This is a genomic window from Streptomyces sp. NBC_00090 (assembly GCF_045160815.1).
Taxonomy (GTDB): Bacteria; Actinomycetota; Actinomycetes; order Streptomycetales; family Streptomycetaceae; genus Streptomyces.
In genome coordinates, this window is the sequence record NZ_CP108224.1 from 1,328,125 (window position 1) to 1,344,091 (window position 15,967).

The 15,967-nt window shown below is 69.3% G+C and carries 7 protein-coding genes and 2 pseudogenes; 5 read left to right on the forward strand and 4 right to left on the reverse strand.

The genetic code is table 11. The annotated features are described in order from the left end of the window. Positions 1 to 9: 9 nt before the first annotated feature. Positions 10 to 852, reverse strand: coding sequence for an SDR family oxidoreductase (locus OG361_RS05765; protein WP_405852213.1), 843 nt, complete (start codon positions 850 to 852; stop codon positions 10 to 12). Between the two features lie 483 nt (positions 853 to 1,335). On the opposite strand from OG361_RS05765, the gene OG361_RS05770 reads away from it, so the two are divergent. From OG361_RS05770 to OG361_RS05790, 5 genes are all read left to right on the forward strand, one after another. After that, the gene (locus OG361_RS05770; RefSeq protein WP_405852214.1) at positions 1,336 to 1,881 is read left to right on the forward strand and encodes an EF-hand domain-containing protein; all 546 of its coding nucleotides are present in this window, start codon (positions 1,336 to 1,338) and stop codon (positions 1,879 to 1,881) included. A gap of 295 nt (positions 1,882 to 2,176) precedes the next feature. Beyond that, the gene (locus tag OG361_RS05775; RefSeq protein ID WP_405852215.1) at positions 2,177 to 3,448 is read left to right on the forward strand and encodes a cytochrome P450; all 1,272 of its coding nucleotides are present in this window, start codon (positions 2,177 to 2,179) and stop codon (positions 3,446 to 3,448) included. Beyond that, on the forward strand, positions 3,445 to 10,680 hold the full coding sequence (locus tag OG361_RS05780) for an amino acid adenylation domain-containing protein (protein ID WP_405852216.1): 7,236 nt from the start codon (positions 3,445 to 3,447) through the stop codon (positions 10,678 to 10,680). The genes OG361_RS05775 and OG361_RS05780 overlap by 4 nt, the downstream gene beginning before the upstream one ends. A gap of 4 nt (positions 10,681 to 10,684) precedes the next feature. Next, positions 10,685 to 13,225, forward strand: a complete 2,541-nt coding sequence (locus OG361_RS05785) for an FAD-dependent monooxygenase (RefSeq protein ID WP_405852217.1) — start codon at positions 10,685 to 10,687, stop codon at positions 13,223 to 13,225. 101 nt (positions 13,226 to 13,326) lie between these two features. Beyond that, positions 13,327 to 14,160, forward strand: a complete 834-nt coding sequence (locus OG361_RS05790; protein WP_405852218.1) for a methyltransferase — start codon at positions 13,327 to 13,329, stop codon at positions 14,158 to 14,160. 230 nt (positions 14,161 to 14,390) lie between these two features. Here OG361_RS05790 and OG361_RS05795 read toward each other — a convergent pair. The 3 genes and pseudogenes from OG361_RS05795 to OG361_RS05805 all read right to left on the reverse strand — a co-directional run. Continuing rightward, positions 14,391 to 15,059 (reverse strand): annotated as a pseudogene (locus tag OG361_RS05795) (bile acid:sodium symporter family protein); the annotation flags it as partial. Positions 15,060 to 15,146: 87 nt separating this feature from the next. Further along, positions 15,147 to 15,392, reverse strand: coding sequence for a hypothetical protein (locus tag OG361_RS05800; RefSeq protein WP_405862726.1), 246 nt, complete (start codon positions 15,390 to 15,392; stop codon positions 15,147 to 15,149). Positions 15,393 to 15,602: 210 nt separating this feature from the next. After that, positions 15,603 to 15,794, reverse strand: a pseudogene (locus tag OG361_RS05805) (alkaline phosphatase family protein); the annotation flags it as partial. Between the last annotated feature and the right edge of the window lie 173 nt (positions 15,795 to 15,967).

A 15,967-nucleotide genomic window follows, 5' to 3' on the forward strand; every position in this document is an offset into this window, starting at 1 on the left:
TGCCGATGTTCAGTTGGCGGGAGTGACGATGCCGCCGAGGATCCGGTCCAACGCCCGGTCGGGCAGCAGCCTGGCCAGCACGCGGCTGCCGGCTGCGTCCCGGCCGACGGCGTAGCGGCTCCGGGGTCGCTTGGTGACCAGCGCGCGGAAGACCACGCGGGCGACGTCGTCGGGCGTCGTGTGGCTGGTGCGGGCCGAGGTCTCGTTGGTTTCCATGAACTGCAGGAACGCGCGACGGTAGAGACCCTGGATCGGCTCCGGGACGCTCTCCAGCGCCCGGTTCCCGTCCACGGACATCTTTCCCCAGAGCGGAGTGAGGACGGCACCTGGTTGCACCACAATGACGGGGATTCTCTGCGGAGTCAGCTCTCGGCGCAGCGCGTCACTCAGTGCCTCCTTGGCGAACTGGGCGGCGGCGTAGGCACCGAGGTAGGGGATGGCAATGTTCCCCAGGCCCGAGGTCACGTTGACGATCCGTCCGGCTCCGGCCCGCAGCAGCGGCAGGAACCCCTGGATCACCCTCAGTTGACCAGTCACATTGGTGTCCATCTGACGGCGCATCTGCTCCATCGGTACGCACTCCAGCGGGGCCGTGACAGCGATGCCCGCATTGTTGACAAGCCCCCACAGTCCGGCATCACCGATCAGGTCCGTGACCTCGTGAACAGCTGCCTGAACCGACTTCTCGTCTGTCACGTCGAAGATCACCGGGGTCAGACGCCCCGTGGCGGCAACCCGCAGACGCTCTCCGTCCTCGGGACGACGCACCCCGGCAATGGCATGGAAGCCCACCCGTGACAGGTGGAGCGCGCAGGCTTCCCCCAAGCCGGATGAGGCTCCGGTGATCAGCACGGCCCGGCCCGCCGGGGGCGTCGGACCCAACGACTTCAACACGTACTGGCTCCACTTCAGGATCCGGGGCGGACGATGCCACGTGCAGCGGTTCACTGGCGAGCCGTCTCGCTTGCTCCGCCGTGGCCATGCTCCTGCACGGGTACCCGGTATATCGCCCCATGGCATGGCTTGTCCGTCGCAACAGTAGGGGATGTTGACGGGCGGTCTCTCGAGGAGCCCTCATGAACTGCAGACCGCGGCGCCTCCGGCGACGTTCGCAACAGCGGCGCGCAGGCGGCAGGACATAGCGCCGACCCACCGCCTCCGCCCTGGTGCCGACGGGGCCTCCGCCCTGCCCGCGTTCAGATCTGCCGGACGCGCCCACGGCGGGGGTGACGCTCGCGCCCGAACGGGTGAAGGGCGGGCTCGCCGGGTTGCGACCCCACAACAGGCCCCGAGAAGATCCACACGACACCTCCCCCCACACCAAAGGGACCAAGCGTGACTATTGCGGCACAGGACGTCATCACCGCCAAGCTCGAACGTACGTTCGACACGATGGACGCCAACAACGACGGCTACCTGGACTGGTCGGACTACCAGCACCTCGCCGAGCGCTACATCCAGGCGTACAAGCTGAGCAAGGACGACCGCCGGGCCAGGGCCCTTCACGCCTACTTCCAGACGTATTGGCTGGAGCTGCTGCGCCACGCGGGCGTCCAGCAGGACCGGCTCTCGAAGGACGAGTTCATCACGGCCAACCGCCTCGCGAGCGTCGACACCAGTCGCCTCAACCTGGCCGACGGCGCCGGGCATGTCGTCTTCGACGTCATCGACGCCGACGAGGACAACGAGATCAGCAAGGACGAGTTCGCCCGCTTCCTGAAGGACGTGTGGAAGACCGACGCGCCCATGGACACGTTCACCCAGCTCGACACCGACGGGGACGGTGCGATCTCGCGCATGGAGTTCGTCCGTGCGGTGCGTGAGCACTTCCTCTCGGACAACCCGGATGCTCCGGGCAGCCTGTTCTTCGGGCATGTCTGAGTGAACACGGGTGAGCCGGCCCGCAGCCGTGCTGGTTGCGGGCCGGCTCACCTGACGAGCGTGACCATGACGATGCGATGCGGTACCTCACGGCGGCCCGAAGTTGGTCCACCCGTGGACTCCAGCCATCTGGGCGGGCCCCTGCACTGGGTACCGCCGCGGCCCGAAGGCCCGGCTGGAGTCGGGGTCACCTCGCACCGTCATGGCCACGAGCGGTTCGGCACGGTCCCACAGGCCCGTTACGGACTTCCGACGACCGTCCGCACCCCGCATTCCGAGTAGCGAGATCCACTTCATGTCCTCCTTACCCCTCCGCGACCACTGCCCGTACACCCTGGACGGCAGCGCCGCGGACATCCACGGGGAAGCCGCAGCACTTCGGGCCATGGGGCCCGCCGCCCCCGTCGAGTTGCCCGGTGGCGTACCGGCGTGGTCGGTCACCGACCCGGAACTCGTCCGGCGGCTGCTGGTCCATCCGCACGTCTCCATGGACGCCCACCAGCACTGGCCGGCCTACCTCAATGGAGCCCTCCCCGCCGACTGGCCCCTGCGGATCTGGGTCGACATCCGCACCGTCCAGACCGCCCACGGCCCCGACCACAAGCGGCTGCGTCAACCGCTGGTACCCGCGTTCACCGCCCGCCGAGTGCGCGCCCTCGCATCGCGGATCGCGGACACCGCAGCCGCGGTACTGGACGACGTCGCCAAGGTGGCCGCCGCCGCCCCCGACGGAGTGGTGGACTTGCGGACGCACTTCGCCTCCCGGCTTCCATGGCTGATGGTCACCGAGCTCCTCGGCCTCCCGGAGGCCATGCACGACGGCTTCCAAAGAGTCAACGACACCGTGTTCGCCACGGATCTGACCGCTGAGCAGGCCGCCGCGAACACCGCCCAGGCCACACAGCTCCTCGGGGCCCTCATCGCGGTCAAGACCGAGCACCCTGGTGACGACGTCACCAGCGCTCTCGTCCATGCCCACCGCGCGGGCCGGCTCAGTGAACAGGAACTGGCCGACAGCCTCTGGATGATGATGGGCGCCGGCTACGGGACCACAGCGGCCCTGCTGGACCACGCGGTCGTCAACCTGCTGACGCATCCGGACCAGCTGGACCTGGCCATGTCGGGCCGGGTCGGATGGGACCAGGTGGTGGAGGAGACTCTGCGCCACCAGGCCCCGGTGGCCAATTTCTTCCTTCGCTTCCTCACCGAAGACCTGCACGACGAGGCGACCGGCCTGACCTTCGCACAGGGCGACGCACTCGTCATCAACTACGCCGCGGTCGGCCGCGACCCCGGGGTACACGGCACGGACGCCCATGTCTTCGACGTCACCCGCCCCACCGCCCGAAAGCACCTGGCTTTCGGCCACGGCTCCCACTACTGCATGGGAGCCGAACTCGCCCGGCTCGAAGGGCGCATCGCCCTCCCGGCGCTCTTCTCCCGCTACCCCGGTCTCACGTTCGCCGTTGCGGCGCCCGACCGTCTCACTCCGCTGCCCTCCCTCATCTTCAACGGGCATCGGGAGCTCCCCGTACGGCTTGAAGGAACCTCGAACAGGTGGACATGAACGATCAGACGCCGACCGAACTGACGGGGTACCAGCGCGACCTGTGGTCGGCCGGTTCCCAGGCCCCGGCGTCCCCGCAGTTCAACTGCGTCCTGCACGAGCGTCTGTACGGCGAGGTGGACCGCGACCGGCTTACTGCCTGCATCAGGCGCGTGTTGCACCGCCATGACACCTTCCGGCTGCGGTTCGCCGACAACGCGGGGGTCCCCTTCCAGCGGGTGGCACAGGAGGCTGTCCCTGTCACCGTGGTCGATCTCTCGCGGGAACCCGAACCGGAGGCAGCCTGCGCCGCGTGGATGCGTCGCTCAATGGCCAAGGCGCTGTCCCTCACGAGCGGTTTCCTGGTCGAAGCCACCCTGCTGCTGGAGAGAGCGGACGTCACACATCTGCACGTCAAGGCCCATCACATCGTCGCCGACGGCTGGACCCTCAACCAGCTGAGCCATCAGATCTTCCAGGAGTACACCCAGGAGCCGGGCGGCGGTCCGCGGCAGGGCGACCGTGACGCGCCTTCCTATCTGGCGTTCGTCGAGGAGGATGCCGTCTACCGCGCCGGTGTGGACGGCGACCGCGACCGTGCCTTCTTCCGAGAAGGCCTCTCCAGCGTGTCTCCCGCGCTGTTCACGCGGACGACAGACAGGGGCACGCGTGAACGCGGTCGCCACACCTTCGTGATCGACGGTGCCCTCGCCGGCCGGGTCCGCGCCGCGGGCTTCTCTCCGTTCACGTACCTCGCGGCCATGCTCGGTACGTACCTGACGCGCCTGCACCGCAGCGAGGAGGTGGTTCTCGGCGTCCCCTTCCTCAACCGTCCGGCCGAGCATCACAAAGACATCCTCGGCCAGTTCGCCAATACCCTGCCGCTTCGGATCCCGGCACACGGTGGGCGGACCGTGCGGGAACTGCTCACCGACATCCAGAGTGCGACTCGTCGGCTCCGGCGTCATGAGCGGCTCGCACTCGGCGACGCCCTGCGAGCACAGTCGGCACCGGCACGCGGTCCGCGGCAGCTCTTCGACGTGACCCTCTCCTACATGCACTGGTCCTGGCCGGACCGGATCCCCGGAGTCGAGCGGCGGCCGGCCCTGATGGCCCCCTCGCACGACCAGGACGCACTGGGCGTCGTGGTGTCCGCCTTCGACGACACGGCTGACATCCACGTCGACCTGGACTACGCCTGCGACATCTTCGACGAGGACTTGCCCATCGCCTCGGTGGTCGGTCACCTCACGACGCTCCTGGAGCACGGTCTGGACCTGGCGGACAGGCCGCTGTCCGACGTGCCCATGCTGACTCCGGCCGAACACGAAGAACTCACTGCCGGGCGCGCACGCGGCCCACAAGTGCCCTACCCGGACCAGGCCACCCTGCACGGCCTGTTCGAAGCCCAGGCCGCCCGCCGCCCCGACCGGATCGCGGTCACCGCGGCGACGGGTGAGACGCTCACCTACGCGGAACTCGACGAACGGGCCAACCGTGTCGCGCGGGCCCTGCGCGCGGAGGGCGTCGGGCCGGACGACCGGGTTGCGGTGATGATGGAGCGGGGGCCCCAGCTGCTGGTAGCGCTGCTCGGCATCCTGAAGTCCGGCGGCGCCTACGTTCCCGTGGATCCGGGCTATCCGGCTGAGCGGGTGCGCTTCATGTTGCAGGACAGCCGAGCCAAGGTGGTGATCGTCGATGACGACGCGCCCGCCGGCGTCCCCGGGGACGCGCCCCTGCGACCCGTCGCCGGCCTGCTGACCGGCAGCGGAGCCCCGGTCGAGGCGTTCGTCACCTCCCGTGACCTCGCCTACGTCATCTACACCTCCGGCTCGACCGGGCAGCCCAAGGGCGTCATGGTCGAGCACCGTAGCGTGGTCAACCGCCTCGCGTGGATGCAGCGGCGCTACCCGCTTGGTGAACGGGACGTTCTCCTGCAGAAGACGCCCGTCTCGTTCGACGTCTCGGTGTGGGAGCTGTTCTGGTGGGCCGTCGAAGGTACGACCGTGGCTCTGCTGCCGCCCGGCGGTCACAGGGACCCGCGCGAGGTCCTGCGGGCGATCCGCGAGCACCAGGTCACCCGCGTGCACTTCGTGCCCTCGATGCTCGGCCCATTCCTCGACCTGCTGGAGGAGTCAGCGGCATCGCGCCGGGCCATCCGAACCCTGCGGTATGTCTTCTGCAGTGGCGAGGTGCTGCCCGGTGCCCGGGTGGATCAGTTCAACCGCCTGGCCGAGCAGTGCCGTCGGGAGAGCGGTGCCGAGAATTCCGTACGGCTGGTGAACCTGTACGGTCCGACCGAGGCCACGGTCGACGTGTCGTTCTACGACTGCCCGGACGACCCGGGCCTCAGCATCGCGCGGGTGCCGATCGGCCGGCCCATCGACAACACCACGCTGTACGTGCTGGGCGCTGACGACCTACCGCAACCCGTCGGGGTCGTAGGCGAGTTGTACATCGGCGGAGCCGGTGTCGCCCGCGGCTACCTCGATCGCCCGGAGCTGACCGCCGAGAAGTTCGGCGACGACCCGTTCGTGCCGGGCGGCCGCCTCTACCGCAGCGGAGACCTGGCCCGGTGGCTCGCGGACGGCACCCTGGAGTACCTCGGACGGATCGACGGCCAGGTCAAGATCCGGGGAAACCGCGTCGAGACCGACGAGGTGGCCGCCGCCCTGCGCGCGGTCCCCGGCGTACGGGACGCCGTCGTCGTGGGACATACCGTCTCCGACTCGGGTACTGTCCTGGCCGGCTACTACGTCGCCGACGCCCCCATCGACACCCTGCAGCTGCGTGATCAGCTCGGGCAGACGCTGCCGACGTTCATGGTCCCGGCATCCTTCACCCGGATCGACGACATTCCGCTGACCCCCAACGGCAAGGCGGACCACGACGCGCTCCCTCTGCCCTACGACACGCCACAAGCCGCCACGGACGGCCGGCCTCGCAACCGTACCGAGGCGGTCTTGGCCGAAGTCTGGGCCCGCGTCCTCGGCTGGGAGACCGTCGGAGTCCACGACGACTACTTCGCTCTCGGCGGCGACTCGATCAGGATGCTCACGGTGCGCGCCGAGGCGGAGGCCAGGGGCCTGCGCTTCTCGCTCAGCGACCTCCTGCAGAACCCGACGGTGGCCGGCCTGGCCACGCGCACCGAAACCTGTGACGCGCCCGGGACCGAGGCCGTCGAGGCCCCGTTCGCCCTCGTTGCCGACGTCGACCGGTCCCGCCTGCCCGGCGCTGAGGACGCCTACCCGCTGACCCGGCTCCAGCTCGGCATGCTCTACCACAGCCGCAGGCACGAAATCTCTGCCAAATACCGGGACGTCTTCCGGTATACCCTCGAAATGGCCTGGGACGAGACGAAGTTCCGCCACGCCTTCGACCGACTGACGGCACGGCACCCCGCGCTACGCTCGGCCTTCGACCTGTCGGGCTCCGAACCGCTGCAGGTCGTCCACCCCCGAGTCCACGGCGGCCTGGAGGTCGCCGACCTGCGTCCGCTCGACAGCGCCGCGGCCGAGGACGAGGTGTGCGCACACATCGAGGAACGCCGTCACCATCCTTACGTGTTCGACCAGGCGCCGCTGTACCTGTTCCGGGCCCACCTACTGCCCTCCACCGTCGACCTGGTCCTCAGCTTCCACCACGCGCTCCTCGACGGCGGCAGCGTCGCCACCCTGCTCCGTGAGCTGCTCCAGGACTACGCCCACAGCCTCGGCCTGGACACCGGGCCCCTCGACGGCACGCCGCCCCCGTCAGCGGCGCTCCACGTAAGGCAGGAGCAGGCCGCCCTGCGCTCGCAGGAGACCCGGCGCTACTGGCAGGAGAAGCTGGCCGGCTCCGCGCCGTTGCCGATCGAGGCGTTCGCGCCTCACCGCCCTGTCACCGGCCACCGTCCGGTCTCCCGGTGGGTCGAACTGCCCGGCACCCTCGTCGAGCAAGTGCGGCACTTCGCGGCCGAACACACACTCCCCGTGAAGTCCGTACTCTTCGCCGCGCACACCCTGACGCTTGCCATGCTCGCCGGCACCCGTGACGTGACCACCGGCCTGATCACCCACTGCCGGCCCGAACTGGCCGGTGCGGAGCGCACCGCCGGGCTCTTCCTGAACACCGTGCCCGTGCGCCTGGACACCACGCGGGACAGCTGGCTGGAGGTGGCGCGCGAGAGCTTCCGCCAGGAGCAGGACGGCCACCCTCACCGCCACTACCCGCTGAGCGCCATCCAGGAGGACCACGGCGGCCCCGTCCTGGAAACCGCCTTCAACTACGTCCACTTCCACCAGCTTTCGCATGTCCTCGACCTCTCCGGCCTCCGGCTCACCCAGTTCCGCACCTGGGAGGAGACGGACCTGCGACTTCTGGTGAACGCGGTCACCGAACCGGACGGCAGCGGCATCCGGCTGCGGGTCGACTGCGACGGCGAGACGTTCTCCGCCGAGCAGGGCGACCTCTTCGCAACCGGCTACCTGAGCATCCTGCGCCGCTTGGTCGAGCAACCCGACGACGAACCGGACTTCACCTTCCTCGCCCCCCCGCCGGTCCGTGCCGTTCCGGCACAGCACCCCACGGTCGTGGCGCGCTTCGCCGAACAGGCCGCGCTCACCCCGGACGCAACCGCCGTGGTCATGGACGAGGAGCGCTGGAGCTACGCACAGCTGTCCGAGGCCGCCGAGAACGTGGCCGGACACCTGTGCGCGCTCGGTGCCCCGGCAAACGCCCGGATCGGGATCGCCATGGACCGTACGCCGCGCGTCATGGCCGTGCTCATGGGCGTCCTGCGGGCCGGATGCGCGGTCGTCCCCCTGCCACCCGGCTACCCTGCCCCCCGGCTGGCCGCGATGGTGGAGCAGGCCCGGCCCTTCCGCGTCGTAGCCGAGGCCCCGTACGCCCATCTCGCCGGAGAACCGGCGCTCCTACTGCCCGCCGAGATGGTGACGGCACCGACGACGGAGCGCGAGAGGCCAGCCGGAACCGCGCCCACGACGGTGGCCGAGCGGCAGGCCGAAGTCGTCCCCGAGAGCACCGCGTACGTCCTGTTCACCTCCGGATCCACCGGGACCCCCAAGGGCGTCGCCATGCCGCACCGCACCCTGGCGGGCCTGGTGGCCTGGCAGACCCGGGCGCCCAGCGCGGCCCCGGGTGGGGTGACCCTGCAGTACGCGCCGCTGAGCTTCGACATCTCCTTCCAGGAGATCTTCTCCACCCTGTGCTCCGGGGGCACGCTGTGCCTGGCGAGCGATGCGGAGCGGCGCGACATGCCGGCCCTGCTGCGTCTGCTCGACCGCGAGCGCGTCGAGCAGGTCTTCCTTCCCCCGGTGGCCATCCAGCAACTGGCCGAAGCCGCCGGCACGCTGGGCATCATCCCCCGGGCCCTGCGGGTACTGATCTCCTGCGGCGAGCAGCTGCGCGTCACCCAGGAGATCCGCGCGCTGTGCGCCAAGCTTCCGGGAGCCGTGCTGGACAACCACTACGGCCCGACCGAGACACACGTGGTCACCGCGTACACCATGACCGGAGACCCCGCAGCCTTCCCAGCGCTGCCGCCGATCGGCCGCGCCATCGACGGCGCCGAGGTGCACGTCCTGGACGAGCAGCTGCGTCCGGTCCCGGCCGGGGCGCCCGGCGACATCTACCTGGGCGGCTTCTGCCTGGCCGACGGCTACGAGGGCCGCCCTGACCTGACCAAGGAGCGTTTCCTCCCCCAGTCCTCCCCGGACGGCGGCGCCGACCGCCGTCTCTACCACACGGGCGACATCGGCATGCTGCTTCCCGACGGAGACCTCGTCTTCCTCGGACGCGCCGACGCACAGGTCAAGGTACGGGGCTTCCGCGTGGAGCCGGCCGAGGTGGAACTGGCCATCACCGGCCTGGCGCAGCGGTACCCGGGCCTGCGCGACGCCGCGGTCGTGGCTCGCCGGCACGAGAACGACGAAGCCTTTCTCGCGGCCTTCCTCCTCGGCGAGGGCACGGACGAAGACCTGGCCGACATCCGTGAGCGGTTGCGTGCCGGCCTGCCCGACTACATGGTCCCCTCACACCTGCAATGGGTCTCGCACTTCCCGCTGACCCCCAGCGGCAAGCGTGACGACGCCACACTGCGCCACACCCCGCTGTCCACCCCGGCCCGCACCCCCGACGCCGCGCCGCGCGACGCGTACGAGCAGGCACTGACCGAGATGCTGGCGGACGCCATGTCCCTGGACGCGGTGGGGATCCACGACAACCTCTTCGACCTCGGTGGCACATCCCTCACCGCGATGCGACTCGTCGTACGGATCGAACGGCGCTACGGAGTGCACATCTCCCTGGCGGACTTCATCGCGGCACCTACCTGCGCCGGAATCGCGGCACGGCTGCGCGATGGCGGGGCGACAGCCGCGTACGACCCCGTGGTGCCGATCCACCGGCAGGGCACTCACCCGCCCCTGTTCATGATCCATCCCATGGGCGGCAACGTGCTGTGCTACGTCGGTTTCGCCCGGCACCTTCCGGACGACCAGCCGGTGTACGCGCTCCAGGCCGCCGGAGCCGACCCGGGCACCACACCGCTGCGTACTGTCGAGGAACTCGCGGACAGTTACCTCACCGCACTGCGGACCGTACAGCCGCACGGCCCGTACTCCATCGGCGGATGGTCCTTCGGTGGCTTCGTCGCCTTCGAGATCGCCCGTCGCCTGCGGGCGGCCGACGAGCAGGTGGCCCACCTGCTGGTCCTGGACACCACCGCCCTGGACTCCGGGCCGCGCGCCCCGCACGACGACGAGGCCGTACTGGAGTGGTTCTTCCAGGACCTGCTCCGGCCGAGGGACGGCAACGAGTCACGCACTCGCGTCATCCCCGAAGCACTCGGCTCGCTGGAGGAGAAGTTCGCGTACATGGCCCGCATCGCGAGCGAGAGGGGTGCCCTGCCGGCCGGCAGTTCCCGGACCCTCATCCGCCGTCTGTTCGGAGTCTACCGGGCGAACTGGCAGGCAGCGCTCGCCTACCGGCCCCCGCGCGAGGAGCACGACCTCACCCTGATCCGCGCCACGGAGCCCTTGCCCGCCGTCCTGGCTTCCATGCACCGGGCCGCCAGAAGCCGCCATGAGGACACCTTCAATGGCTGGAAAGCCATGACCAACGGCCGTATCCACGTCGTCGGAGTCCCCGGCGACCACCTGACGATCATGGAGGAACCGCACGTGGCACACGTTGCCGCAACCGTCGCGGAACTGATCAGGACCGACTCCACCCCGACCGGCCGGGAGAGCTGACCGCATGGCATCGGCACGGCCCGTGAAAGCCCTCGTCGTCGGTGCCGGTATCGGCGGTCTGACCTGTGCGATCGCGCTCAGACGCATGGGTATCGACGTCGAGGTGCACGAGCGCGCCACCGAGCTGAGCGACGTCGGCTCCGGTCTGTCGGTCATGAGCAACGCCGTCACCGCCCTGGCATGCCTCGGCATCGACCTCGGCTTGGAAAAGCGCGGCCAGGCGGTGGAGTCCTTCACGGTCATGGACCGGCGCGGCCGACGGATCAGAGACCTGCCGTTCAAAGAGGTCTGTGACAAGGTCGGCGCACCCAGCTTCTGCCTGAGCCGCGCGGACCTCCAAGAGGCCCTGCTGGCCGAGGCCGGCGACTGCCCGATCCGCCTGGGAGCGACCGCCGTCGACTTCGAGACCCACGACGCGGGCGTCACCGTCCGCTTCACGGACGGCAGTACGGCGAACGGGGACCTCCTGATCGGCGCCGACGGCTTCAACTCGGCCGTACGGCGCCATCTCGTCGGCTCCGAGGTGCCACGCGAGAGCGGCTACCTCTTCCGGCTCGGCATCGTCCCTTTCGAACACCCGAGCGTCACCACGGGCAGCGTGCGCCACTACTGGGGCAGCGGACAGCGTTTCGGTCTCATCGACATCGGCCAGGGCCGCTGCTACTGGTGGGCTGCCATGAGCACACCCGCCGATCCAGCCGACCGGGACCGCGTCAAGGACGCCGTCAAACAGGCATACGCGGGCTGGGCTGACGAGGTGAGGGCGGTGATCGAGGCCACGCCGCAGGAGGACATCCTCACCGTGCCTACCCGTGACCGGGCCTTCCTGGAGCGGTGGGGCGACGGACCAGTCACCCTTCTCGGCGATGCCGCCCACCCCATGCTCGTCACACTCGGCCAGGGTGCCGCCATGGCCATGGAGGACGCCGTCGTACTGGCACGCACGCTCGCCGAACCCGCGACGGGCAAGGATCTGGTGGAGGCCCTGCACGTCTACGAAAGCCGGCGCCGCGACCGCACCAGGGCGATGGTGGCCGCGTCCCGCCGGATGAGCGACCTCACTCAGGGGGCCCACCGCCGCGGGCGCCTGCTCCGCAACACCTACTTCCGGCTGATGCCCCGCCCCGTCCTCGCCAGTCAGACCGCGTGGGCGCTCACTTACCCGGACGGCCCGGCCGCCGAGCCCAGCAGCGTCCGGCGTGAACTCAGTCCCCTGGAACGCCTGTACTGGATCGCCGACCAGACCTCACCCCTCAACGTCATCGCCCGGGCCCGCGTCCACGGACACCTGCCCCCGCTGCTCCACCGCCGCGCCCTGGACATCCTCCAGGTCCGCCACCCCCTGCTGCGTGTCGCGATCACCGACGACGGCACCGGCGAACACCCTGCCTTCACACCGTTGGACGGGCAGCAGATCCCGCTCCGCCACGTCGACGTGCCACCGGACGTCCCCGAGCCCGACAGCCAGTGGCAACACGAGATCAACGACCGCGAACTCAGGGAGAGCGTCGACTGGCGCACCGGACCGCTGCTGCGCGCGGTGGTGATCACCGCACGAAGAGCGGGAGTCGAGGGCGGAGAAGGCATCCACGACCTGGTGCTGACGGCATCGCACACCATCGCCGACGGCAAGACGTGCCTGTCCCTGCTCCGGGAGTGGATCGAACTCGCCGCCCAACTGGACCACGGCACGCTGCCTCAAGCCGCCCCGCGACGGGTACTGCCGGCGACGGACGACCTGCTGCCACGTCGCCACCGTGGCGTGGCGGGAATCGCAGGGCTCGAAGCCATGATGCTGCGCGACCAACGGGCGGCGCGGCGGCATCCCTTGCAGCGGATCGTTCCCAGCCGCCAGGTCCCGTTCGAGCAGCGGCGCACCCGGATGGTGCACAGACTGCTTACCGCCGACCAGCTGGATCTGCTGGCGCAGACGGCCAAGCGGCACGGCACCACGGTCCACGGAGCCCTGGCCGCCTCGATGGTGACGGCCGTCGCCCGGGACACGGGAACTGAGGCCTCCGCGCACTTCTCGATCGGTTCGCCGGTCGACTTCCGCAGTGACCTGGAGCCTGCCGTCGCCCACGACGAGGTCGGCACCTTCGTCGCCACGGTGCCCTCCCTCATCCGCTACGAGCCCGGCCAGCCGCTGTGGCCCATGGCCCGGGCGATCAGCCAGGACCTGGTGCGACGCCGGAGACGCCAGGACCACCTGGCCACGATCAGCCTTCCGCGTTGGGCAGGACCCAGATCGCTGGCCGACAGCGCGTCGTTCATGCGGTTCATGGACGAGGAGGGCCCGATCAACCTGTGCCTGTCCAACGTCGGCCGCTACGAATTTCCCGTCCACGTGGGAGCGTGGCGAGTCAGCGACGCCCAGTTCATCACAGGCGTCTCGGTGATGGGAGCCATCGTGGCGACGGCAACCACCAGCCACGGCCAGCTCGCGTGGAACTTCAGCCACGTCGAGGACCTGATCCCGGCGCAGCGCGCCGAGCGCATCGCTGACGGCTCCGTTCGAACCGTGCTCTCCGCCCTCACCGAGTGACCGGCAAACCGCAACAGCCCACGTGCCGGACCCGGCCGGATATCCGCACGGCTTCGCCCCTCCGACTCTGCCGGCCCTTCAGTCGAAAGGCTCACACTGCCATGACCACCGCTTCGATTCAGACACTGACGCGGCGCCGTGTCCTGCCCGTCGGCGAGAACGGCACTCTGTGGGAAACCCGGTCCTCGTACGGGATCTTCGAGCTACACGGCATGCGTCTGCGGATCGCGGTGGAGAATCCTGCCGAGGTGCTGTTCCCGACCGACTGCGGGCTGAGCCTCGTCGCCGCCCTCAACGGCGACAACGCTCCTGATCTGAGGGCCGTCAACGCGCTGGACATCGGGGCCGGCTCCGGCCTCTACAGCGTCGCCCTGCTCGCGGCCGGTGCCGAGCGGGTAACCGCACTGGACATCAACCCCGCCTCCGCCGTCCAGACCGAGGCCAACGTGGTGGCCAACGGCCTCGACGCGGCTCGGCTGCACTGCGTGACCTCGCCGCTTGAGGAGTACACACCGGACGAGAAGTTCGACCTTGTGATCACCAACCCGCCGCATCTGCCCTACGACCCGAGTTATGCGAGGGGGGACGGGCTGGAGACGGCTCTCGTCGCCCGGAGGGGCGGCCGCGCGGTGTACGACTCTGTCGTCGAGCGCGTGGAGGTGCTCCTCGCACCGGGCGGCACGCTGCTCATGGCGCACTCCTCACTCGCTGACATTCCCCGGACCGTCACGGAACTCACCACGCGTGGCTATGAGGCCGAGACGCTTGAGGTCTTCGAGATGGACATCCCACTCCTGGCGTACGCCGAGCACAAGGAGACCATGCTGACCCTGCTCAAAGAACGGCGCGCAACGGGCCGGGCGGAATTCGACGGGTCGCGCTTCACCGTGCACGCCCTGATGTTCCGGCGCCCTGGGAACGCCACCGGCCGCTGACATCACTTCAGCGCTGCCCGACAGCATCGGAGCGGATGGGCTCGCGGATCTCTCGGCGGGCCCATCGGGAACCCGGCCGCCCGGCAACCCCTCGACACATGCTCGGGCCGCGGCGGGCAGCCGCCCCGGTCCGCCCACATGGTGCGGCTGCCGAACGACCCTGTCGGCGGTCGTGTGTACCACCCCAGAAATCGTGGCTCTTCAGACCGGCGCGTCTTGCATGTCCTGCATCAATTGCGCGACTTCGCCCAGGGTTTCCGCTTCCGCGAGTTCGTCGAAGCTGATCTGCAATCCGGGATCGCCTTCCAGCACGAGGAAAAGTTCCACCACCAACATTCCCTCTTCCACTGCACATTCCATACCCGCTTGACACGATTCTCCGCACCATTGAGTTTGGCCAGAAAAACTGCCTCCGCCGGCGTCGCGTTGTGGATGCCGATCTCCATGGCGGACGCGGTCGAGTCGCCGCGTGACACGCCGAACAGGCGGGGCACGAAGTAGCCGACGCCGAGGCTCAGCACGGACAGCAGCAGAGTCGCCGGGCCCAGTTGGGCGGTGTGCTCCCGCAGCGCAGCGAACTGCGATATGACGGCGGCCGCGATGACCAGTGCGAGGGCCACCGTGGAGAAGATCTTGACGGCCTTGTCCGTCCCCCGGGCCCGATCCGGGAATCTGCCGCGGACCACCGTGCCGACGGCAACAGGCACCAGGGCGATCGCGAAGACCTGCGCCACCTTGCTGAACTGCAGCCCGACAGTGGCGTCGTCGCCGAGGAAGTGCGCGATGGACAGGCCGATCACGAACGGCAGTGTGAAGACCGACAGCACCGGGTTGACCGCCGTGAGCGTGATGTCGAGTGCCACTTTGCCGCCGGCCCGGTGACTGATGATGTACGCCGAGGAGCCCCCAGGGGGAGGCGACCAGCAGCATCATGCCGACCGCCAGCAGGCCGTTCAGCCCGAAGGCCACGACGAGGCCCAGGCAGATCACGGGAAGGACGACGATCTGACAGACCAGCCCGATGAGCGCGGGCTTCGGGACCGGATCACCCGGCCGAAGTCGCCCACGGTCAGGGACAGGCCGAGGCAGAACATGAGCGCCTGGTAGGTCTTCCAGCTGACGCCGACGGCCTGGAGGCGTTCGGCGTACGTGCCCCAGGTGAAGCCGCCGGGGATGTAGTCGTTGTTGTAGACGGCGGTGACAAGGACCGTACCGCCACTTGTGCCGGTCATGGCGTAGTCGCGACTGCACCGAGGCGTGGTACTGGTCGGAGATCGTGAACGTGGAGGCCAGAGCGGCGTAGAAGGGCATGTCGGCGGGCTCGTAGAAGCCGTGCCCCAGCCATCCGCTGGAGCGTCCCGTGACATGGCCGTCGGCCCGTCCGTCGTTCCGGAGCGGCAGGGCAGAGAGTCGATGAACCCGAACTGGGGCGCCTCCTGCCGGTAGGCGTTGGTGTGCGCGGCGTTCATCGCGTACGGGAGCAGAAAGCCCTCAGCGCGGGACGGATCCGGCTGGTGGAAGACGGACCTGCCGTTCGTCCCGCGTACCGCTGTACGGTCGCCGAGGCCGCGGACGCCACTGCGGGTGCCGAAGTAGTGGTCCAACGAGCGGTTCTCCTGCATGAAGACGACCATGTGCTCGATGTCCTGCAGCCGGCCCGGCCTGACCGGGGCTGCCAGTGCGTCGCACACGCTCAGCGGGAGGGCGGAGAGGACAGCGGCTCCGGCCGCTCCGCCGAGCGTGTACGCGGCGCGAGACGTCAAGGGGCATGAGCGATGCCCCTTTGGGTTCACTACTTTGACGCAAC

Coding starts and splice junctions, on each gene's coding strand:
- OG361_RS05775 (WP_405852215.1), top strand. CDS start 2,177: ATGTCCTCCTTACCCCTCCGCGACCACTGCCCGTACACCCTGGACGGC.
- OG361_RS05800 (WP_405862726.1), bottom strand. CDS start 15,392: ATGACCGGCACAAGTGGCGGTACGGTCCTTGTCACCGCCGTCTACAAC.
- OG361_RS05790 (WP_405852218.1), top strand. CDS start 13,327: ATGACCACCGCTTCGATTCAGACACTGACGCGGCGCCGTGTCCTGCCC.
- OG361_RS05780 (WP_405852216.1), top strand. CDS start 3,445: ATGAACGATCAGACGCCGACCGAACTGACGGGGTACCAGCGCGACCTG.
- OG361_RS05785 (WP_405852217.1), top strand. CDS start 10,685: ATGGCATCGGCACGGCCCGTGAAAGCCCTCGTCGTCGGTGCCGGTATC.